21 protein-coding genes are annotated in these 19,237 nt (G+C 51.7%); all 21 read left to right on the top strand.

The window, feature by feature from the left end; all coding sequences use genetic code 11:
- The first annotated feature begins 370 nt into the window (after positions 1–370).
- The 21 genes from spoIVA to trpA all read left to right on the top strand — a co-directional run bounded on the left by spoIVA (position 371) and on the right by trpA (position 19,215).
- The gene (spoIVA, locus tag Q5741_RS01490) at positions 371–1,849 is read left to right on the top strand and encodes a stage IV sporulation protein A (protein WP_305022270.1); all 1,479 of its coding nucleotides are present in this window, start codon (positions 371–373) and stop codon (positions 1,847–1,849) included.
- Positions 1,850–2,151: 302 nt separating this feature from the next.
- Positions 2,152–2,424, top strand: coding sequence for an HU family DNA-binding protein (locus Q5741_RS01485; RefSeq protein ID WP_305022269.1), 273 nt, complete (start codon positions 2,152–2,154; stop codon positions 2,422–2,424).
- 138 nt (positions 2,425–2,562) lie between these two features.
- Positions 2,563–2,787, top strand: coding sequence for a trp RNA-binding attenuation protein MtrB (gene mtrB, locus Q5741_RS01480; RefSeq protein ID WP_305022268.1), 225 nt, complete (start codon positions 2,563–2,565; stop codon positions 2,785–2,787).
- Between the two features lie 104 nt (positions 2,788–2,891).
- Entirely contained in the window at positions 2,892–3,422 is a 531-nt protein-coding gene (locus Q5741_RS01475; RefSeq protein ID WP_305022267.1) for a hypothetical protein, read from the top strand.
- A gap of 147 nt (positions 3,423–3,569) precedes the next feature.
- Entirely contained in the window at positions 3,570–4,436 is an 867-nt protein-coding gene (locus Q5741_RS01470; protein WP_305022266.1) for a heptaprenyl diphosphate synthase component 1, read from the top strand.
- A 9-nt stretch (positions 4,437–4,445) separates the two neighbouring features.
- Entirely contained in the window at positions 4,446–5,174 is a 729-nt protein-coding gene (locus Q5741_RS01465; RefSeq protein ID WP_305022265.1) for a demethylmenaquinone methyltransferase, read from the top strand.
- A complete protein-coding gene (locus Q5741_RS01460; RefSeq protein ID WP_305022264.1) occupies positions 5,167–6,039 on the top strand; it encodes a UbiA-like polyprenyltransferase in 873 nt (290 codons plus the stop codon). Before Q5741_RS01465 ends, Q5741_RS01460 begins: the two co-directional genes overlap by 8 nt.
- The gene (locus Q5741_RS01455) at positions 6,039–6,656 is read left to right on the top strand and encodes a UbiX family flavin prenyltransferase (RefSeq protein ID WP_305022263.1); all 618 of its coding nucleotides are present in this window, start codon (positions 6,039–6,041) and stop codon (positions 6,654–6,656) included. The genes Q5741_RS01460 and Q5741_RS01455 overlap by 1 nt, the downstream gene beginning before the upstream one ends.
- Positions 6,643–7,503 (top strand): menaquinone biosynthetic enzyme MqnA/MqnD family protein, encoded by an 861-nt coding sequence (locus tag Q5741_RS01450; RefSeq protein ID WP_305022262.1) that lies wholly within the window; start codon positions 6,643–6,645, stop codon positions 7,501–7,503. The genes Q5741_RS01455 and Q5741_RS01450 overlap by 14 nt, the downstream gene beginning before the upstream one ends.
- Entirely contained in the window at positions 7,500–8,474 is a 975-nt protein-coding gene (locus tag Q5741_RS01445) for a polyprenyl synthetase family protein (protein WP_305022261.1), read from the top strand. Before Q5741_RS01450 ends, Q5741_RS01445 begins: the two co-directional genes overlap by 4 nt.
- A gap of 126 nt (positions 8,475–8,600) precedes the next feature.
- Positions 8,601–9,044, top strand: a complete 444-nt coding sequence (gene ndk / locus Q5741_RS01440; RefSeq protein ID WP_305022260.1) for a nucleoside-diphosphate kinase — start codon at positions 8,601–8,603, stop codon at positions 9,042–9,044.
- Between the two features lie 28 nt (positions 9,045–9,072).
- A complete protein-coding gene (locus Q5741_RS01435) occupies positions 9,073–9,873 on the top strand; it encodes a CheR family methyltransferase (RefSeq protein ID WP_305022259.1) in 801 nt (266 codons plus the stop codon).
- A gap of 210 nt (positions 9,874–10,083) precedes the next feature.
- Positions 10,084–11,253, top strand: a complete 1,170-nt coding sequence (gene aroC / locus Q5741_RS01430; RefSeq protein ID WP_305022258.1) for a chorismate synthase — start codon at positions 10,084–10,086, stop codon at positions 11,251–11,253.
- Position 11,254: 1 nt separating this feature from the next.
- Positions 11,255–12,352 carry a 3-dehydroquinate synthase gene (aroB, locus tag Q5741_RS01425; RefSeq protein WP_305022257.1) on the top strand — a complete coding sequence of 366 codons (1,098 nt, stop codon included), beginning with the start codon at positions 11,255–11,257 and terminating at the stop codon, positions 12,350–12,352.
- On the top strand, positions 12,353–12,730 hold the full coding sequence (gene aroH, locus Q5741_RS01420) for a chorismate mutase (protein ID WP_305022256.1): 378 nt from the start codon (positions 12,353–12,355) through the stop codon (positions 12,728–12,730). It begins immediately after the preceding gene.
- A gap of 347 nt (positions 12,731–13,077) precedes the next feature.
- On the top strand, positions 13,078–14,622 hold the full coding sequence (gene trpE, locus Q5741_RS01415) for an anthranilate synthase component I (RefSeq protein ID WP_305022255.1): 1,545 nt from the start codon (positions 13,078–13,080) through the stop codon (positions 14,620–14,622).
- A 21-nt stretch (positions 14,623–14,643) separates the two neighbouring features.
- On the top strand, positions 14,644–15,684 hold the full coding sequence (gene trpD, locus Q5741_RS01410; protein ID WP_305022254.1) for an anthranilate phosphoribosyltransferase: 1,041 nt from the start codon (positions 14,644–14,646) through the stop codon (positions 15,682–15,684).
- Positions 15,674–16,474, top strand: coding sequence for an indole-3-glycerol phosphate synthase TrpC (gene trpC, locus Q5741_RS01405; RefSeq protein ID WP_305022253.1), 801 nt, complete (start codon positions 15,674–15,676; stop codon positions 16,472–16,474). The genes trpD and trpC overlap by 11 nt, the downstream gene beginning before the upstream one ends.
- Positions 16,475–16,550: 76 nt before the next feature.
- The gene (locus Q5741_RS01400; protein WP_305022252.1) at positions 16,551–17,219 is read left to right on the top strand and encodes a phosphoribosylanthranilate isomerase; all 669 of its coding nucleotides are present in this window, start codon (positions 16,551–16,553) and stop codon (positions 17,217–17,219) included.
- Positions 17,216–18,409 (top strand): tryptophan synthase subunit beta, encoded by a 1,194-nt coding sequence (gene trpB, locus Q5741_RS01395; RefSeq protein ID WP_305022251.1) that lies wholly within the window; start codon positions 17,216–17,218, stop codon positions 18,407–18,409. The genes Q5741_RS01400 and trpB overlap by 4 nt, the downstream gene beginning before the upstream one ends.
- A complete protein-coding gene (trpA, locus tag Q5741_RS01390) occupies positions 18,409–19,215 on the top strand; it encodes a tryptophan synthase subunit alpha (protein ID WP_305022250.1) in 807 nt (268 codons plus the stop codon). The genes trpB and trpA overlap by 1 nt, the downstream gene beginning before the upstream one ends.
- The last annotated feature ends 22 nt before the right edge of the window (positions 19,216–19,237 follow it).

Below are 19,237 nucleotides of genomic sequence, written 5' to 3'. Positions count from 1 at the left end.
GAACTGCCCGAAGAGGGTTTTTCGTGCACGTCTACAATCATTTTTTCAATCATACTTTCGCATTTCCGCTCATATATTCCTCTGTGGAAGCAGCGAAGAAGGGGATGGACACTAGGGCGGTGCATGTACCGTCGGGAGAAAACCGTCATATTGTTCATTCCGAATACATATGATGATACCAGTCCAAATGCATGTACGAGTTAACGCCGCTCTCGCCGTTTTTATCAGATTACAAATTTTGGCGGCGGACGACTTCCGGGCATTCAAAAGGCTGTTCTACCGCCTTTAGGGATCAAGTCTTCTGATTGAACACGAAGCGGATGCTCTTAAAAGCATTTTTCCTTCGGAACCATTTGAGGAGGGGATTTCATTGGAGAAAGTAGACATTTTCAAGGACATTGCCGAGCGCACCGGAGGGGATATTTATCTGGGGGTCGTCGGCGCAGTCCGTACGGGCAAATCAACGTTTATTAAGAGATTTATGGAAACGATCGTTCTGCCGAACATTACGAATGAAGCAGACCGGGTACGAGCCGTAGATGAGCTGCCACAGAGTGCAGCCGGCAAAACGATCATGACAACCGAACCCAAATTTGTACCGAATAGTGCGGTGCAGATCAAGGTAACGGAAGGGCTGGAGGTCAATGTCCGTCTCGTCGATTGTGTCGGTTACGCTGTGGAAGGTGCCAAAGGCTATGAAGATGAGAACGGACCGAGAATGATCTCGACGCCTTGGTTCGAGGACCCGATTCCATTCCAGGAGGCTGCTGAAATCGGCACTCGCAAGGTCATTCAGGAGCACTCCACACTTGGGGTCGTGGTTACTACGGACGGCTCCATTGCCGAGATTCCGCGCAGCTCATACGTCGAGTCAGAAGAGCGTGTCATTGAGGAGCTCAAAGAGGTCGGCAAACCGTTTGTTCTCATCATTAACTCAACCCGCCCAAAGAGTGAGGAAGCTCTCCAGCTGCGCAGTGAACTTGCCGCCAAATACGACATACCGGTAATGACACTCAGTGCAGCAACCATGTCGGAAGAAGATGTGACCGGTGTTCTGCGCGAAGTTCTCTACGAATTTCCGGTACATGAGGTAAACGTGAATCTCCCGAGCTGGGTGATGGTGCTGAACGAGAATCACTGGCTTCGCAGCAACTACGAGAATTCGGTACGTGATACCGTTAAGGATATCCGCAGACTCCGTGATGTTGACCGCGTCGTGTCCCAGTTTGTGGAATATGACTTTATCGACCGTGCCGGTCTCAGCGGCATGAACATGGGTCAAGGTGTGGCGGAGATTGACCTGTACGCCCCTGATGAGCTCTATGACCAAATCCTGGTGGAAGTGGTCGGTATGGAGATTCGCGGTAAAGATCATCTGCTGCAGCTGATGCAGGAGTTCACGCATGCCAAACGTGAATATGACCGCTTCGCTGAAGCGCTTGAGATGGTGAAAACGACCGGTTACGGGATCGCAGCCCCTTCTCTAGCCGAAATGGCGCTGGATGAGCCGGAGCTCATACGTCATGGAACTAAGTTCGGTGTCAGACTCAAAGCAACAGCACCGTCTATTCATATGATTCGGGTTGATGTGGAGTCCGAATTTGCTCCGATCATTGGAACAGAGAAGCAAAGTGAAGAGTTGGTACGCTATCTGGTACAGGACTTTGAGAATGACCCGATTAAAATCTGGGAATCTGATATGTTCGGTCGCTCGCTTCACTCCATCGTCCGAGAGGGTATCCAGGGCAAAATCGCCATGATGCCGGACAATGCGAGATACAAGCTTCAGGAAACACTGGGCCGTATCATCAACGAAGGATCAGGCGGTCTGATCGCCATCATCCTGTAATGCTGCGCCGGTCCGCCGGCGGATGGCCTTGGTAAGCCGCAGAGAGCCGCGCTCTCTGTGGCTTTTTGCTGTTCAAATGCTGCCGCACTTGAAATTGTACCGGGTCTGTATTACTATAAATCTTGTTCCGCGCCTTAGTGTGTTATGCCATTTTGGGTAATATCAGCTAAAATAAGCATAATCACGTATAAACTGCGGTAAAACGGCAACAAAGTTAACACGTCTAAATATATTCTTGACTTACCGGATATATTTGGCCCGGACCATTCGGGAATGTAAAATTAGGCAGGAGGTGAATATACATGAACAAATCCGATTTGATCAATCAGGTTTCTGAAACGACTGAGCTGTCCAAAAAGGACGTAACCAAAGCGGTAGATGCTGTGTTTGAGGCTATCTCCGGTGCTCTGCAGAGTGGAGACAAAGTGCAGCTGGTGGGTTTTGGTAACTTTGAAGTGCGCGAACGTTCCGCCCGTAAAGGCCGTAACCCGCAAACAGGAGAAGAAATCGAAATTCCTGCGAGCAAAATCCCTGCATTCAAACCAGGTAAAGCGCTCAAAGACGGAATTAAATAAGATTTCTACATATTCCATTGCCCAAAAAGACCGTGACCATTTGATGTTCACGGCCTTTTTATGTTAACTATTGAAGCCGGATATTGTGCACCGGCATGATACACGAGGATGAGATGAGCAGAGACAGGAGGTAACATGATGGAAAATGAGATGAATGGAGATATTTTTGTAGTTAAGGCACATGACAATGGCGTTCAGGTCATCGGGATGACCCGCGGCCAGGATACCCGTTTTCATCATACGGAGAAGCTGGGCAAAGGGGAAGTGCTGATTGCGCAGTTTACTGAACATACATCCGCTGTCAAAATTCGGGGTAAAGCAACTGTAATCACCAAGCACGGCGTTATCGAAGCGGATAGCTGATATGTAAAAATGCAGGCATAGCCTGCTTTTTTTCGTTGTAGAATGTAGTATGGACCCTTGCTGTTGCGTACAAGCTAATCAGTGTAAGGGGGAGGGGGAATAGGATGAGGCCCTGGACCATACTCACAGGAGCACTGCTGTTAACCTCGGCGGTTGTCCTTCTGCTTAATGCTCTCTCAGAAAGTTTGCGAAATCATAGTGCGGAAGCCAGAACCGTCATGAATCAGCAGAACACAATTACACTGAGTAACGCAAATCTGGTCGATGTGTTGGCAGGCTCCGGGCTGCCAGTCGCAGCGGTGGAATGGGAGAAGGACGTTCTTACGCTTGATCTCAAAATCAGCAGCGCCTCCGCTTCGCCGGCTGAGGCATACGGGCTGATCTGCAAAGCCATCGAGCTGACGCTCGACAGAACGAATAACGTCAACCGTCTAATGCTGCGTATTGACGGTGTCGACGAATGGACCGGAACCCGCCATCTGCTGATCGCATCCGACGTGCGGCGAGGCGAAGTTTCACCATCTACGCTGCAGAAGCTGGCTGCCTGGAAGGATCCAGAGCTTCCGCAGGAGCTGCAGTCTACGCTGAGGGCAGCTGTGACGCCGCTGTGGCATTACCGGTTTGCCGGTTCCTGAATCAGACGGAAGACATGTCTTCATGAATCCTGAGATTGGAACCTTTGACAAAGGAATACCAAGTCGCGTGTGTCTGAAAGTTATGCTATAATAGACAGGATTATGACATTGACAATCGTTGAGAATGCATTGGCTCGGAGGCTGAGGATGAAACCGTATCGCGTAGATCAACTTACAGACAAATATATAGAATACGATATGATACAGCGGCATACTGATCTGCCTGCCCAGCCGGACAGCCGAGCAAGGCTTCTGGCTGTTTTTCTGGAGCGCAGCAGCCTGCAGCAGAATCAGGAAGAGCTGTACGCACTGTCGACTTCTCTCGTACAGATGGCTATGGATACCCATGATCTGATCGATGTGGCCAAAGAGAACCGTCCGGAGAGCGACATGCGGTCAAGACAGTTGAAGGTGCTGGCCGGTGATTATTTCAGCAGCCGTTTCTATCAGCTTCTGGCTCAGGCGGGACAGATTGATGCAATCTCCAGGTTGAGTGAAGCTGTCTGTGAGGTAAATGCCCGCAAAATGAGTCTCTACAAGGCCATGACGAGTTCATGGATGCAGGCTGAAACATATTTGCGTGAAATGGTGCAGCTGAAGATGCAGCTGTTTCTTTCTTTTTCCAGTCTAATGAACGATGATGACCTTCGGATCTGGGAACTTCTTCTGGAAGAATTCAGCCGCAGTGAGACACTGGCCGGGGAACTGGATGCGGTCGGGAAGCCTGCCGATTCCCTGTTCAGCTATACGCGTTGGATCATCATGGAGCAAGGCAGTCAGGAAGAGCAGGGTAAGCTGGCCGGGGGAATGATGAATCAGCAGGAATGGGACAAGCTTGTCGCCAAATATGCTGTCGGTCACCAAATCCGTGAACAGCTGCAGCGTTCCGTCGACAGGATCGAAGTGCTGGTACGTGATATTCACGGCAGCGAGGGTCAGGCTGAACTGCTGCAGGCGATCCGCCCCTATACCGTTTTGCTGCATGCATCCCATTCGGTTGTACGTGAAGGTTGAGGTGAAGAGATGGGGACAAACAAAGCAAAACCAAAAGAGCAATTTGTTCATGAAGTGTTCGAGAGTATTGCAGGTAAATACGATGTCATGAACGATATCCTCAGTTTCCGCAGGCACAAAGCCTGGAGGAAATTAACCATGAGGAAAATGGACATGAGGCCGGGTGACACAGCCATCGATTTATGCTGCGGTACTTGCGATTGGACGCTTAGCATGGCCCAGGCAAGTGAAAGTGGTCACATCGTTGGCCTGGACTTCAGCCGCAATATGCTGGACGTTGGACAGTATAAGATCGATCAGCAGTCCCGCGGCAAGCAGATTACGCTTGTACAAGGGAATGCAATGAGTCTTCCTTATGAGGATAACAGCTTTGATTATGCGACTATTGGCTTCGGTCTGCGCAATGTGCCTGATCTTCGTCAGGTACTTCAAGAAATGCAGCGAGTGGTGAAGCCAGGTGGACGTGTAGTTTGTCTGGAGTTGTCCAAGCCGACATGGCAGCCTTTCAAGGGTCTTTATTATTTTTACTTTCAGAACATACTGCCATCGCTGGGTAAGCTTTTTGCCAAACGTTATGAGCAGTACAAGTGGCTTCCCGATTCGCTGGTGACGTTCCCTGGAAGAGAGGAGTTGGCCGCTATTTTCCGTGAAACCGGTTTGCAGCAAGTCGAAGCCTATCCTCTGACGGGTGGCATCGCAGCGCTGCATATTGGAATCAAGGAGAATCAGCATGTTTAAGAAAATAGGCATCTTTCTGGAAATGATCAAAATAGAACATACCGTTTTTGCTTTACCTTTTGCTTTTATGGGCGCTGTACTCGGCTCGGCCGTAGTCAGCGGACATCTCCCGAGCTGGGCTCAGATTGGCTGGGTGCTTCTGGCCATGTTTGGAGCACGCAGCGCTGCATTCGGATTTAACCGCATGATTGATCAGGTAATTGACGGCAAGAACCCGCGGACAGCCAAACGTGCCATCCCGGCAGGGCTGCTGAAGTCTGCCGAGGTTATCGTCTTTTCGATCGTCTGCCTGATCCTTTTGTTCTGGGCTTCCTATAAGCTCAGCCCGCTGGCGCTGAAGCTGTTCCCGGTTGCCTTGTTTATGCTGGTATTCTATTCGTATACCAAACGGTTCACCTGGCTGTGTCATGTCGTGCTGGGTCTGACGATCGGTCTTGCACCGCTCGGCGGCTGGGTTGCCGTTACAGGACAGATCGATTGGACAGCTATTGTCTTTTATCTTACGGTCGCTTTATGGACCGCCGGATTCGATATTATTTATGCCTGCCAGGATATTGACTTTGACCAGAAGGAAGGAGTGTATTCTATTCCGGCCCGCTTTGGTCTGGAAGGTGCACTTAAGATTGCCCGGTTCTTCCATATCCTGACGGCTATCGGCTTTGTAGTGCTGCTGTTTGCGGCTAACCTAAGCTGGTGGTACGGAATCGGCATGATTATTTCGTACATTATTTTGTTCTACGAGCACCATATTGTATCGCCGAAGGACTTGAGCCGTCTGCAGACTGCCTTTTTTACCTTGAACGGCGTACTGAGCATCGTGGTGTTCTCGTTTACTCTAATTGATTTGGTGGTGCAGCATTACTGATGAACAGCCGCAACCAACGGCTTGTCGTCGGCATTACCGGCGCAAGCGGCTCGATCTACGGGATCAAGCTGACTGAAACTCTGTTGGATATGGGATATGACGTTCACTTGATCGTCTCGAATGCAGGCTGGCGTGTGCTGAAGGAAGAAATGAATTGGAATGTGACTGACCGGGAAGGGATCCTGAACGACAAGTTCGGAGGCCGACCCGGTTCTCTCATTTACCACCCTGTCAGCGATATCGGCGCTTCAATTGCCAGCGGCTCGTTTCTGGTGGAGGGAATGATCGTGATGCCATGCTCTATGGGCACATTGTCTTCGATCGCCAGCGGAGCTTCCGACAATCTGATGGCAAGAGCCGCAGATGTCATGATGAAGGAAGGGCGACCGCTGGTCCTGGTGCCTCGTGAAACGCCGCTGCACGCCATCCATTTGGAGAATATGCTGAAACTTGCAAGACTTCAGGTCAAAATCATACCGGCGATGCCGGCCTTTTATTTCCATCCGCGCAGCATGGATGACCTGGTGCTGTTTCTGGTAGGGAAGGTGCTGGACAGCCTGCGGATTGAACACAATCTTTTTGCAAGATGGGGGGAGAGTGAACATGATGCAACCTGATTCTATAACCACCGTTGGTAAAATCCAATACACCAATGCATGGCCGATTTTTCATTACTTTGATCCGGCCGGGCTGCATAACGTGGAACTGGTCACCGACATACCGGCCGGGCTGAACCGCAGGGTTCATGCCGGTCTGCTTGATATCAGTGCCATGTCTTCTTTTGCCTATGCTTCGGTCTCGGAGAAACTGCTGCTGCTTCCGGATCTGTCGGTCAGTGCCGACGGAGACGTGAAGTCTATTCTGCTCTTCTCCCGCAAACCGATAGAGGAAGTGGCGAACGGACGGATTGCACTGACTAACACATCGGCTACTTCAGTCAACCTGCTCAAAATATTATTGGAGAAAGCGTTCGAAGGAAAGCCTGCTTATTTTGACAGTGAACCCGAGCTTGAGAAGATGATGGAGAACGCAGATGCAGCGCTTCTAATCGGGGACCATGCCATCAAGGCCTCATGGAGCGACCATAATTATATTGTGACTGACCTGGGCAGGGTGTGGAAAGATTGGACGGGTCACAGTATGACCTTTGCTGTATGGGCAGTTCAGAAAAGTGCCGCTCTTCACAAGCCGGAAGCCGTAGCCGAGATTGCCGCTGCGTTCCGGGAGAGCAAGCGCCTCAGTCTTGCCGATCTCCAGCCTGTCGTAATAGCTGCACAGGAGTCTGTTGGAGGGGATGCCCTGTATTGGGAGCAATACTTCACCAATTTATGTTATGATTTTGGAGAGAAGGAACAGAAGGGACTAGCCCTCTATTTCCGTTATGCCCATGAAATGGGATTGCTGGATCATGAGGTGAATCTGGATATCTGGTCCGACAATACAGTGATATGGGTGAATGAATGAGACGACTAGACATTTTCGGCTTGTTAAAAAGAGATATGGATTTTATTGAGCAGGAGCTGTATGGCAGCATTAATGCAGAAGAGCCTCTCGTCAATGAGACGGCGCTTCACCTGCTTAAGGCCGGCGGGAAGCGTCTTCGTCCCGTTTTTGTGCTGCTTGGCGGCAAGTTTGGCAATTATGACCTGGAGCGGCTGAAGCATGTTGCCGTTCCGCTGGAGCTGATTCACTCGGCCTCTCTCGTGCATGATGATGTCATTGACGATGCCCAGACCCGCAGGGGAAAACCAACGGTTAAAGCGCAGTGGGATAACCGAATTGCAATGTACACCGGGGATTACATATACGGACGGGCTCTTGTCATGGCGGCAGAACTCCGCAATCCGGAAATTCACCGAATTCTCTCCAAAGCGATGGTGCAGATGTCCATTGGTGAAATGGAGCAGATTCGGGATTTCTTCAACTGTGAGCAGACCGTACGCAACTATCTGCTGCGCATCCGCCGTAAGACAGCACTTCTGATCGCCATCAGCTGCCAGCTTGGAGCGATTGCCGCAGAAGCACCAAGAGAAGTCAGCCGCCTGTTGTACAGCTACGGTTATAACGTGGGTATGGCTTTTCAAATTCAGGATGACCTGCTGGACCTGTTCGGATCCGAAAAGCAGATCGGCAAACCGCCTGGGAGCGATATGCGTCAAGGGAATATCACGCTTCCAGTGCTGTTCGCCCTGCAGGAGGAAGACATTCGCGATGAGCTGCTGCGCGAGATCGGGGACATACATCAGGCGGACGGGCAAGGGGATGCTACACGGGCAATTGCTCTTATCAAGAAAAGCGGCGGGAGTGCTAAAGCAGAGGCTCTGGCTGACCGATATATACAAAAAGCGCTCGATGCGCTGGATCAGCTGCCGAATACTAAAAGTAAAAAAACACTTCGTGACATTGCTCATTTCATCACAAAACGTTCTCACTAGCAGGAAAACGTCAGGTTTTGTTGAATTGCTGTGATATAATCCCTTTTTTCCGTTTGTGGGGATTGTTAGAATGATGCTGAGATTGCAGTACTTCAACCAAACCTTGTTGTGATAGGGAGTGAGCCAATGGATCGTACATTTTTGATGATCAAACCGGATGGCGTTCAGCGGGGGCTGATCGGACGCATTGTGAGCCGCTTGGAAGACAAAGGATTCAAGCTGGTGGCAGGAAAATTGGTGCTGGTAACCGAGGAACAGGCCAAACGGCATTATGCCGAGCATGAAGGCAAGGACTTTTTCGATAGTCTAGTGAGATTTATCACTTCCGGACCTGTATTTGCTATGGTGCTGGAAGGTGACGATATTATCACATTATCCCGTATTGTCATCGGCAAAACCAAAGTTACGGAAGCGCTGCCCGGCACCATCCGCGGTGATTTCGCGAACCATACGCCATCGAACCTGATTCATGGTTCCGACTCGCCCGAGAGCGCCGAACGTGAAATCGCCAACTTCTTCTCACCAGAGGAGCTTGTCGTCTACGACAAGAGCATCACACCTTGGATCTGAGTTAATACTGCATGAGAAGGATGATACCATGACTGAGCTGGAACAGGGTCTGGCTGACCCGGATTACACGGCTTTTATCCGCAAAATTAAAGAGAGTACGGGCATTGATCTTGCTCAGTATAAGGAAGCGCAGATGAAACGTCGTCTGACTACGCTTCGCAACAAAAACGGGTATCATACTTTTGTTTCGTTCCATGAGGCAATGATGAAAGATAAACCGCTTTTTCATGAATTTCTGGACCGGATGACGATTAACGTATCTGAATTCTGGCGAAATCCGAGCCGCTGGGAAGTATTGCGCGACAGCATTATTCCCGAGCTGCTAGCCGGCAAACGCCGGCTCAAGCTGTGGAGCGCCGCCTGTTCCACAGGTGAAGAGCCTTACACGCTGGGCATGATCCTGGATGGCAAAGGGCTGCTTCCGGAAAGCAGCATTCTGGCGACAGATCTGGATGAAGGCGCTATTGCCAAAGCAAAGGAAGGCATTTATCTTGAGCGCTCGCTGAAGGACGTGCCGCCAGATGTCGCTGCCCGTTATTTCAAGCCGGACGGTTCGGTTTACAGAGTGGACAGCAAGCTGAAGAACGCGGTGAAATTCCAGAAGCAGAATCTGCTGCTCGACAAATTTGATGAAGGCTTTGACCTGATCATTTGCCGGAATGTCATGATTTACTTCACGGAAGAAGCGAAGCATCAGCTGTATCATAAATTTGCCAAGGCCCTTCGCCCTGGAGGATACCTGTTTGTCGGCAGCACAGAGCAGATTTTTTCGCCAAATCAATACGCGTTTGAGTCTACAGAAACGTTCTTTTACCGTAAAAAAGCTTAAATACAGCCGCATTGCACTTATGGAACTTATCCAGCATGATCCAACAAAAGCACGTCTCTTTCCCTTGCGGGGAAGGGCGTGCTTTTGCTTTTGGTGAATTTCACTAACTTAAAGTTGCCATAGGGGATTGGACAACGTATACTCAAATGCTATAATGAGTTTAAATGTTTTAGCGGTTTACAGTTTAACAGTTTAAAGGGGGAACGCAGCATGAGTTTACGTTACTTGACTGCAGGGGAGACACATGGTCCGCAGCTGACTGCGATTGTGGAGGGTCTACCAAGCAATTTGAGACTGGATTTTGAAGCTCTGAATTACCAGCTAAGCCGCCGCCAGAAGGGATACGGACGTGGACGGCGGATGCAGATAGAGAAGGATACAGCCCAGATTGTAGGCGGCGTGCGTCATGGTTACACGACAGGTGCACCCGTAGCGCTTGTAGTTGCCAATAACGACTGGAAGCACTGGCAGAATATTATGAATATCGAGCCGATTGAAGGCAGTGACGAGGAGAAGAGACGGGTGCATCGCCCTCGCCCGGGCCATGCCGACCTGAACGGCGGACTGAAGTATAACCTGAAAGACCTGCGCAATGTGCTGGAACGCTCCAGCGCCCGTGAGACGACGGTACGTGTCGCCTGCGGAGCTTTGGCTCGGCAGCTGCTGGCGGAGTTCGGCATCAAGGTGGCAGGACAGGTGATCCGTATTGGTGAGATCGAAGCACCTTACAAGGAAATGCCGATCGATGAGCTGATTGAAGTGACAGAAGCTTCTTCAGTACGTGTAACGGACAAAGAGACGGAAGCGAGGATGGAAGCTTATATCGACCAGATCAAGCAGGAAGGCGACTCCATCGGCGGCGTTGTGGAATGTATCGTCGAAGGTGTTCCGATCGGCCTTGGCAGCCATGTGCAGTACGATCGTAAGCTGGATGCCCGCATTGCTCAAGGTGTCATGTCCATCAATGCCTTTAAAGGGGTCGAGATCGGTATCGGCTTTGAGGCAGGTCAGCTCCGCGGCTCTCAGGTCCATGATGAAATTTTGTATGAAGAAGGACGCGGCTACTACCGCAAAACAAACCGTCTCGGCGGTTTTGAAGGCGGGATGACGAATGGAATGCCTGTCGTTGTCCGCGGGGTTATGAAGCCGATTCCTACGCTGTACAAACCGCTGCAGAGCGTTGACATTGACAGCAGAGAGGCTTTTACAGCTCAGGTGGAACGTTCTGATGCCTGTGCGGTACCGGCAGCCAGCGTCGTGATGGAGCATGTTGTAGCCTGGGAGATTGCAAAGGCACTGCTGGAGAAGTTCGGCGGCGATTCCATTGAGGAGATCCGCGCTAATATCGCCAACTACAACGCCCAGCTGGAGGCCTATTAAGATGGGGACTCTTACAGTAGATCTTGGCGAACGATCCTATCCGATCATCATTGGACGGGGCCTGCTGTCACAGGCCGGCTCCCATCTGAAGAAGTGCGGCATCCGTACCGGGAGCCCGCATCTGATCATTACGGACAGCAATACGGCACCTCTGTATCTAGAGAAACTGCAGTCCGCCCTGGAGTCCGAAGGCTTTCAGATTGTGACCGCCATCGTTCCGGCAGGTGAACAATCCAAATCGCTCGCGGTCTATGAGGAAATGATGACCCGGGCGATCACCGGCGGCCTGGACCGCAAATCGGCGGTTATTGCTCTTGGCGGCGGTGTCGTCGGGGATTTGGCCGGCTTCGTGTCAGCGACGTATATGCGCGGAACCTATTTTGTCCAGGTGCCTACAACGATTCTGGCTCATGACAGCAGCGTGGGGGGCAAGGTTGCGGTAAATCATCCGCTGGCAAAGAACATGATTGGAGCCTTCCATCAGCCTGTCTTAGTGCTTTATGATGTGGATACTCTTCAGACCCTACCGGACCGCGAGGTTTCTGCCGGCTTATCAGAGATGGTGAAGCATGGTCTGATCTGGGATGAGTCTTTTGCGCACTGGTGCAGGGATCATGCGGCCGAACTGCTGGCTCTGCAGCCCGAGGCGCTGGAATATGGTCTTGAAAAAGGCTGCGCCGTCAAAGCAGAGGTCGTCTCCCGTGATGAACGTGAGAATGATCTGCGTGCCATCCTTAATCTAGGTCATACCATTGGTCATGCCATTGAAGCGATTGCCGGTTACGGTGAGTTTCTTCATGGGGAAGCTATTGCAATCGGCATGGTTGGATCTGCGAAGCTTGGTGTCCGTCTGGGTGCAGACCCTTCGCTTGAGACGGAGACCGTCTCCATGCTGAAAGCACTTCGTCTGCCAACTGTTCTACCAGGTCATTTATCCACAGACGACATCATGTCAGCGATGAGCCATGATAAGAAGTTCACTGAAGGCCAAATGAATTTCGTGGTACCTAAGGCGATCGGCAGCGTAGAATTTGTAAGAGGCATTTCAAGTGACATGGTCCGGGACATCGTAGACGAGCTGAAGAAAGGAGAGGCTTAAATGTACAACCGAGGAATTCGCGGTGCAACAACGGTGAATCAGAACGAGGAGCAGGAAATTCTGTCCGAAACTCTGGTGCTCCTTCGTGAAATCGTAGCCCGCAATGAGATTGACCCTGAATCCGTATCCAACATATGGATTACGATGACACAGGATCTGGATGCAGCATTTCCGGCCAAAGCGATCCGCCTGATGGAAGGCTGGCAGTATGTACCGTTGATGTGTTCGGTTGAAGTTCCGGTCAAGGGCAGTTTGCCCCAATGTATCCGTCTCATGGTACAGGTGAATACGGAAAAATCGCAGAGGGAGATCAAGCATGTGTACCTCAATGGTGCGCGGGTGCTCCGCCCGGATCTTTCGGCGCCAGGCAGCAAATAAATTAAGATTTGGGGTTGCAAACCTCGCAGATCATCATGTATAGTGAAGTCAGCAGAGATGAGTAGAGACGTTTTATAGTTGAGATGAGAAGAGTGGAGACGAGTTAATTTCATAGCCATATGAGGGTGTCATATCCATGATGAGCACAGTTGGGCTGCTGTCCGAAGGGACTTTAGATTGCGACTGTGATAATGGACTTATAGGACCCGTGTATTGTCATATGTGAATGCTATGGAACATTCTTATGATTTCAACTTAAAATTGGAACCTCTACCGATCCGGTAGAGGTTTTTTTGCATTTTAATCACGATTATCATCCTTGCAAATAACGAGAGGACGTGTTGCCCATGATTACCCCGTCTGTAGAGCAAGTCATTCAAATGTCGGGTGAGTATAACCTGATTCCCGTATGTAAGCGCGTATTGGCTGATATGGAGACACCAATTCGCCTGTTTCGCCGGTTCGCTGAGAGAGATTGCGCTTTTCTGCTGGAGAGCGTAGAGGGCGGGGTACAGTGGGCACGTCATTCCTTCATCGGAACAGATCCGTTTCTGAAGATATCCGGCAAGCAGGGTCACATCGAGATTGAACGCGGAGAACGCAGGGAAACGGTAACCGGAAAGCCGGTGGAAGAGCTTAAAGCGCTGCTGAGGAGCTACCGCAGCCCTAAACTGCCAGAGCTGCCACCATTCACGGGCGGGGCCATCGGATTTTTCGGTTATGATCTGCTCCAGTATTACGAGAAGCTTCCCGCACATGCGCTGGACGATCTTCAAATGGATGACATCCGCTTCATGTTCTGTGACCAGATTATCGTATTCGACCATGTGAAGCAGCAGCTTCTGCTCATTGCCAATGTACATATCGCGCCGGGTGACCGGGATGAGCAGATTAGGGCCTCTTACCAGGCTGCGGCCCAGCGTCTGGAGCAGACGGCGGCTCTTTTGGAGCAGCAGGGTCCTGCAGAGAACGTGAACGCACGTTCCATTCCGGGTGATGTGGAGCTGGGTGAGATTCATTCGAACCTGACGAAGGAGCAGTTTATCAGTAATGTGGAGCAGGCCAAGGAATATATCCGGGCCGGCGATATTTTCCAGGTGGTGCTGTCCCAGCGCTTTCATATTGAAACTGAAGTATCTCCCTTGCAGGTGTACCGCGTGCTGAGAACGCTGAATCCTTCGCCTTATATGTATTATCTCAAGATGGACGAAGAGATTATTGTTGGTACTTCACCGGAAGCTCTGGTTAAAGTGGATAACGGCAGGGTGGAGACACGGCCGATTGCCGGAACAAGACCGCGTGGAGCTACTGAAGCGGAAGACCGGGCGCTGGCGGAGGAGCTGATGGCGGATGAGAAGGAGCGTGCCGAACATCTGATGCTGGTCGATCTGGGAAGAAACGATTTGGGACGCGTATCCGAATTCGGTACCGTGAAATGCGATTCACTGATGGAGATTGAACGTTATTCCCATGTCATGCACATTGTTTCCAATGTGTCGGGTAAACTGGCAGAGGGCAAGGACTTCTTCGATGCTTTCCTTTCATGCCTGCCGGCCGGTACGGTATCGGGAGCACCGAAGCTGAGAGCGATGGAGATTATCGCTGAACTGGAGCGCGAAGCACGCGGCGCCTATGCCGGGGCCATCGGTTATCTGGGCTTCTCTGGCAATATGGATTCCTGTATCACAATTCGGACGATTATCTTCAAAAAAGGGCGTGCCTATGTGCAGGCCGGTGCCGGTATAGTATGGGATTCTGTACCAGAGAGCGAGTATCAGGAAACGGTCAACAAAGCCAAAGCGCTGCTCAAAGCGATCCGCACAGCTGAGGCCATGTTTCCGGCTCTGAGGGACGAAGCCGTAGCTAACCAGGATTATCTCTATACCCCATAAGAAGAGAAGGAGGAGACCTTAATGAATTCACAGCAGCTCTTGCAGCACGGTCTGGCCCGTGTCATTGAAGGACAGGGATTGACTCAGGAGGAAGCCAGAAGCATTATGGAAATTATTATGAGCGGCGGAGCTTCATCCGCACAGATCGGCGGTCTGCTGACGGCCCTCCGGATCAAAGGGGAGACCGTGGAGGAGATTACCGGCTTTGCGGAAGCGATGCGCAGCCACAGCAGCCGTGTAGAAGCGGATCAGCGTCAGCTGCTCGATACATGCGGTACCGGCGGCTCAGGTATCCACAAATTTAATATCTCGACCGTATCGGCGATCATTGCGGCCTCAGCGGGCGTAAGGGTCGCCAAGCACGGCAACCGTTCGGCAACAAGCAAAGCAGGCAGTGCTGATGTGCTGGAGGCTTTAGGGGTTAATATTCTGCTGAGCGGACCGCAGGCACGTCAATGCCTGGAGGATATCGGGATCTGCTTCCTTTTTGCCCAAATCTATCATCCTTCCATGAAGTACGCGGCTGCGCCGCGGCGGGAACTCGGTGTAAGAACTGTATTTAATATGCTGGGACCGCTGACGAATCCGGCCGGCGCCGACAGCCAGCTGCTCGGTCTGTACGACCGCAGCAAGACGGACACTATTGCAGAAGTGCTGAACCGCCTGGGCAGCAAGCGTGCTTTGGTTGTATCCAGCCATGAAGGGCTGGATGAGATCAGTATATCGGGTCCAACCCGAATCTCCGAACTGCAGGATGGTCAGGTATCCACATACGAGATTGATCCTGAGGCGCTGGGTCTGCGTTCCTGTGATCTCAGCTCCATTCTAGGCGGGGATGCCATCGAGAATGCAGCCATCATCAGACGGGTGCTGCAGGGGGAGAAGGGACCGTATCGAGATGTGGTGCTGGCAAATGCCGGTGCATGCATCTACGTCGCGGGTGCTGCCGGCTCATTGACGGACGGAGTCAAAGCCGCAGCGGAAGCTATTGATTCAGGCAAGGCACAAGGCAAGCTTGACCAATTGATCCAGACAACGGGGGAATATCAATATGTATCTTGATCGTATCGTAGAGACCAAAAAAGCCGAGGTAGCGGCGCTGGCGGAGCGCTTTCATCTGTCCGAAGCTGAATCCGCTATTGCCAAACTTCCGGATACACGCGGTTTTGAACGTGCGCTTGCAGACCGCAGCCAGCGCAGCTTGGGCCTCATTGCCGAAGTGAAGAAGGCTTCGCCTTCCAAGGGGCTGATCAGACCGGACTTTCATCCGGTTGAGATCGCCAAAGCTTATGAACAGGCGGGCGCCGACTGCATCTCGGTATTAACGGACGTTCAGTATTTTCAGGGCAGTGATCGATATTTGCAGGACATCCGGCAGGCCGTCCAGCTGCCTCTGCTGCGCAAAGATTTTATCATAGATGAACGGCAAATCTATGAAGCCCGCCTGCTTGGTGCAGATGCGGTATTGTTAATTGCCGCCATTCTGGATACGCCTTATATGGGGCGGCTGCTGGAGACAGCACGTTCCCTTGGGCTGGACGCACTGGTAGAAGTTCATGACCGCCGCGAGATGGAAGCAGCGCTGTCGCTGGGGACCGCCAGTCTGATCGGAATCAACAACCGTAACCTGCATACCTTCGAGACGAGACTGGAGACAACAGCTGAACTGGCAGCGATGGCTCCGTCTGATGTAACCCTGATCAGTGAGAGCGGAATCATGCAGCCCGGTGATCTTCCTGGTCTGCAAAAAGCCGGAGCCAAGGGGATTCTGGTCGGCGAATACTTTATGCGACAGCCGGTTATTGAAGATGCGGTGAGCGGGCTGATGGGAGCCGTAGAGACTTCTGCCTGATTCGCTGATATGCAGCATATGCACGGGCATATGCAGACACTCGGAACCTAACCTTCATAAATAAAGGAGCATCAGCATGACAGGCACAACAGTAAAAATTTGTGGACTTCAGGACGTTGAAGTGCTAAAATCACTAATACAGATGCCAGTTGATTATACAGGTTTTATCTTTGCGAAAAGCCGTCGTCAAGTAACTGCGGAGCAGGCAGCCGAACTGATAGAGGTGCTTCATAGCCGTCCTTCCACCGGGCGCCCGGCCAGTGTCGGCGTCTTTCTCAACCCCGAGAGGGAAGAGATTGACGAGGTACTGAAGCGGGCCCCGCTTGATTTTATACAGCTGCACGGACAGGAAAGCCCGGCTTTCTGTGATGACCTGCGGCGGCAATACGGCGTTAAAGTGATCAAGGTGCTATCCTTGGATCCGGGCGGAAGCGAGGCCCATGCCCTGAAGTTGAACTCTTATTTGAATCATATTGACGTTTTGCTGCTGGATACCCATGATCCGGTCTACGGAGGGGGCTCAGGCGAGACATTTGCCTGGGATCAGATTCCAGCCTATCAGAATTGGAGCCGCTCTGCCGGCATTCCTCTGATGGCAGCTGGCGGTCTGACACCGGAGAACGTTCAGACGCTGGTCCAATCTTATGCACCTGATGGTGTTGATGTTTCCAGCGGGGTCGAGAGCAATGGCGTTAAGGATATAGCCAAAATTACAGCATTCGTAGAAAGGGTGAAGGGGTTATGACACAGCTGCCTGACGAGAATGGACGTTTTGGCGCCTTCGGGGGCCGGTTCGTACCGGAAACACTAATGAACGCATTGATCGAGTTGGAAGAGTCCTACCGACATTATGCAGAGGATCCTGCTTTTAACGAGGAGCTTCAATATTTGCTTCACGAATATTCCGGACGGGAGACCCCGCTCTACTATGCGGAACGGCTCAGCAAGCATCTGGGTTCGGCCAAGATCTATCTGAAACGGGAGGATCTTAACCACACAGGGGCACACAAGATCAACAATGCGCTTGGACAAGGTCTGCTCGCGAAGCGCATGGGCAAGCAGAAGGTTATTGCCGAGACAGGAGCTGGCCAGCATGGGGTTGCGACTGCGACGGTAGCAGCTCTGCTGGGTCTGGAGTGCAAAGTATTCATGGGTGAGGAAGATATCGAGCGGCAGCGTTTGAATGTTTTTCGCATGAAACTGCTGGGTGCAGAGGTTGTTCCGGTCGTATCCGGTACGCGCACCTTGAAGGATGCGGGCAACGAAGCCCTGCGCTACTGGGTCAGCCATGTGCATGACACCTTCTATATCCTCGGTTCGGCCGTAGGTCCCCACCCGTATCCGATGATGGTCCGCAATTTCCAACGGGTGATTGGGGATGAGACACGTCGCCAGATTCTGGAGAAGGAAGGCCGCCTTCCCGATCATGTCGTTGCAGCTATAGGCGGGGGGAGCAACGCGATCGGCATGTTCTATCCTTTTGTGGAAGATAAGGAAGTAGCGCTGATCGGTGTTGAGGCAGCAGGTAAGGGCGTGGAGACAGATCAGCATGCGGCAACGATGAGTAAAGGTACGCACGGCGTGTTCCAGGGATCCATGAGCTATCTGCTGCAGGACGAATACGGTCAGGTACAGCCGGCACACTCGATCTCAGCAGGCCTGGATTATCCTGGGGTAGGTCCTGAGCATTCTTATCTGAAGGACATTGAGCGAGCGAAGTACGTGCCGATCACGGACCAGGAGGCACTCGATGCGCTGCAGCTGCTGTGTCAGACGGAAGGTATCCTGCCGGCGCTGGAATCGTCCCATGCTGTTGCACAGGTTGTCAAAATGGCTTCGCAGTTTACGGCGGATGACATTGTCGTGATCTGTCTGTCGGGACGCGGGGACAAAGACGTAGAATCGATTATGAAATATACAGGAGGGCTCGAATAATGAATCTGATTGATGAGACCTTCCACCGCTTGAAAATGGAGGATAAAACAGCTCTTATTCCTTTTCTTACCGTAGGCGATCCGGATCTTGAAACCACGGTCGACCTGCTGATCCAGCTTGAAGCCGCAGGTGCGGACATCATTGAACTCGGTGTCCCTTATTCCGATCCTTTAGCCGATGGCCCGGTGATCCAGCGTGCTTCCCAGCGCGCCCTGCAGCAGCAGATTTCAATCCGCACGTGTATTGAGACGGCTGCCAAAGCACGAGAAGCAGGAGTTAAGGTTCCTTTTATCCTGTTTACGTATTACAACCCGATTCTGCAGACCGGCTTCGATACCTTCTTCGGGCTGCTGCAGCAGCATGGCATCAGCGGCATGATTATCCCTGATCTTCCGCTGGAAGAAGCAGAAGAGATCGGTCTTCGCGGACGGGAAGCAGGAGTTCACCTGATTCCGCTGGTTGCGCCGACCTCTGCAGAACGAATTGAGAAGATCGTCAGCCGGGCACAGGGTTTTGTCTATTGTGTCTCTTCGCTTGGCGTTACGGGCGAACGTGCTTCCTTCTATGATGGCATTGAAGAGTTTATTGCTTCTGTGAAGCAGCATACAGACGTGCCGGTTGCGGTTGGTTTCGGTATCTCTAGTCGCGAGCAGGTTACGCGGTTCTCCAAGATGTGTGACGGGGTAGTTGTCGGAAGTGCGATTGTACGCAAGGTGGAGGAGAATATTCCGCTGCTCCAGAATCCAGATTCGAGAGAAGAGGGCCTCTTGCAAATTCGCAGCTTTGTGGCACAATTAAAGGAATAATGTTCGTTGGAGCTGAAGGAGG

The sequence above is a fragment of the Paenibacillus lacisoli genome, assembly GCF_030580655.1.
Taxonomy (GTDB): domain Bacteria; phylum Bacillota; class Bacilli; order Paenibacillales; family Paenibacillaceae; genus Paenibacillus; species Paenibacillus lacisoli.
This window is presented reverse-complemented; position numbering and strand designations above follow the sequence as displayed.

Bases quoted from the DNA above. Each gene is read 5' to 3' on its own strand.
- Q5741_RS01450 (WP_305022262.1), top strand. From the start codon at position 6,643: ATGATGCAACCTGATTCTATAACCACCGTTGGTAAAATCCAATACACC.
- aroC (WP_305022258.1), top strand. From the start codon at position 10,084: ATGAGTTTACGTTACTTGACTGCAGGGGAGACACATGGTCCGCAGCTG.
- trpA (WP_305022250.1), top strand. From the start codon at position 18,409: ATGAATCTGATTGATGAGACCTTCCACCGCTTGAAAATGGAGGATAAA.
- trpD (WP_305022254.1), top strand. From the start codon at position 14,644: ATGAATTCACAGCAGCTCTTGCAGCACGGTCTGGCCCGTGTCATTGAA.
- Q5741_RS01465 (WP_305022265.1), top strand. From the start codon at position 4,446: ATGGGGACAAACAAAGCAAAACCAAAAGAGCAATTTGTTCATGAAGTG.
- aroH (WP_305022256.1), top strand. From the start codon at position 12,353: ATGTACAACCGAGGAATTCGCGGTGCAACAACGGTGAATCAGAACGAG.
- Q5741_RS01470 (WP_305022266.1), top strand. From the start codon at position 3,570: ATGAAACCGTATCGCGTAGATCAACTTACAGACAAATATATAGAATAC.
- Q5741_RS01475 (WP_305022267.1), top strand. From the start codon at position 2,892: ATGAGGCCCTGGACCATACTCACAGGAGCACTGCTGTTAACCTCGGCG.
- Q5741_RS01455 (WP_305022263.1), top strand. From the start codon at position 6,039: ATGAACAGCCGCAACCAACGGCTTGTCGTCGGCATTACCGGCGCAAGC.
- aroB (WP_305022257.1), top strand. From the start codon at position 11,255: ATGGGGACTCTTACAGTAGATCTTGGCGAACGATCCTATCCGATCATC.
- Q5741_RS01445 (WP_305022261.1), top strand. From the start codon at position 7,500: ATGAGACGACTAGACATTTTCGGCTTGTTAAAAAGAGATATGGATTTT.
- trpB (WP_305022251.1), top strand. From the start codon at position 17,216: ATGACACAGCTGCCTGACGAGAATGGACGTTTTGGCGCCTTCGGGGGC.
- trpE (WP_305022255.1), top strand. From the start codon at position 13,078: ATGATTACCCCGTCTGTAGAGCAAGTCATTCAAATGTCGGGTGAGTAT.
- Q5741_RS01485 (WP_305022269.1), top strand. From the start codon at position 2,152: ATGAACAAATCCGATTTGATCAATCAGGTTTCTGAAACGACTGAGCTG.
- Q5741_RS01400 (WP_305022252.1), top strand. From the start codon at position 16,551: ATGACAGGCACAACAGTAAAAATTTGTGGACTTCAGGACGTTGAAGTG.
- Q5741_RS01460 (WP_305022264.1), top strand. From the start codon at position 5,167: ATGTTTAAGAAAATAGGCATCTTTCTGGAAATGATCAAAATAGAACAT.
- ndk (WP_305022260.1), top strand. From the start codon at position 8,601: ATGGATCGTACATTTTTGATGATCAAACCGGATGGCGTTCAGCGGGGG.
- Q5741_RS01435 (WP_305022259.1), top strand. From the start codon at position 9,073: ATGACTGAGCTGGAACAGGGTCTGGCTGACCCGGATTACACGGCTTTT.
- trpC (WP_305022253.1), top strand. From the start codon at position 15,674: ATGTATCTTGATCGTATCGTAGAGACCAAAAAAGCCGAGGTAGCGGCG.
- mtrB (WP_305022268.1), top strand. From the start codon at position 2,563: ATGGAAAATGAGATGAATGGAGATATTTTTGTAGTTAAGGCACATGAC.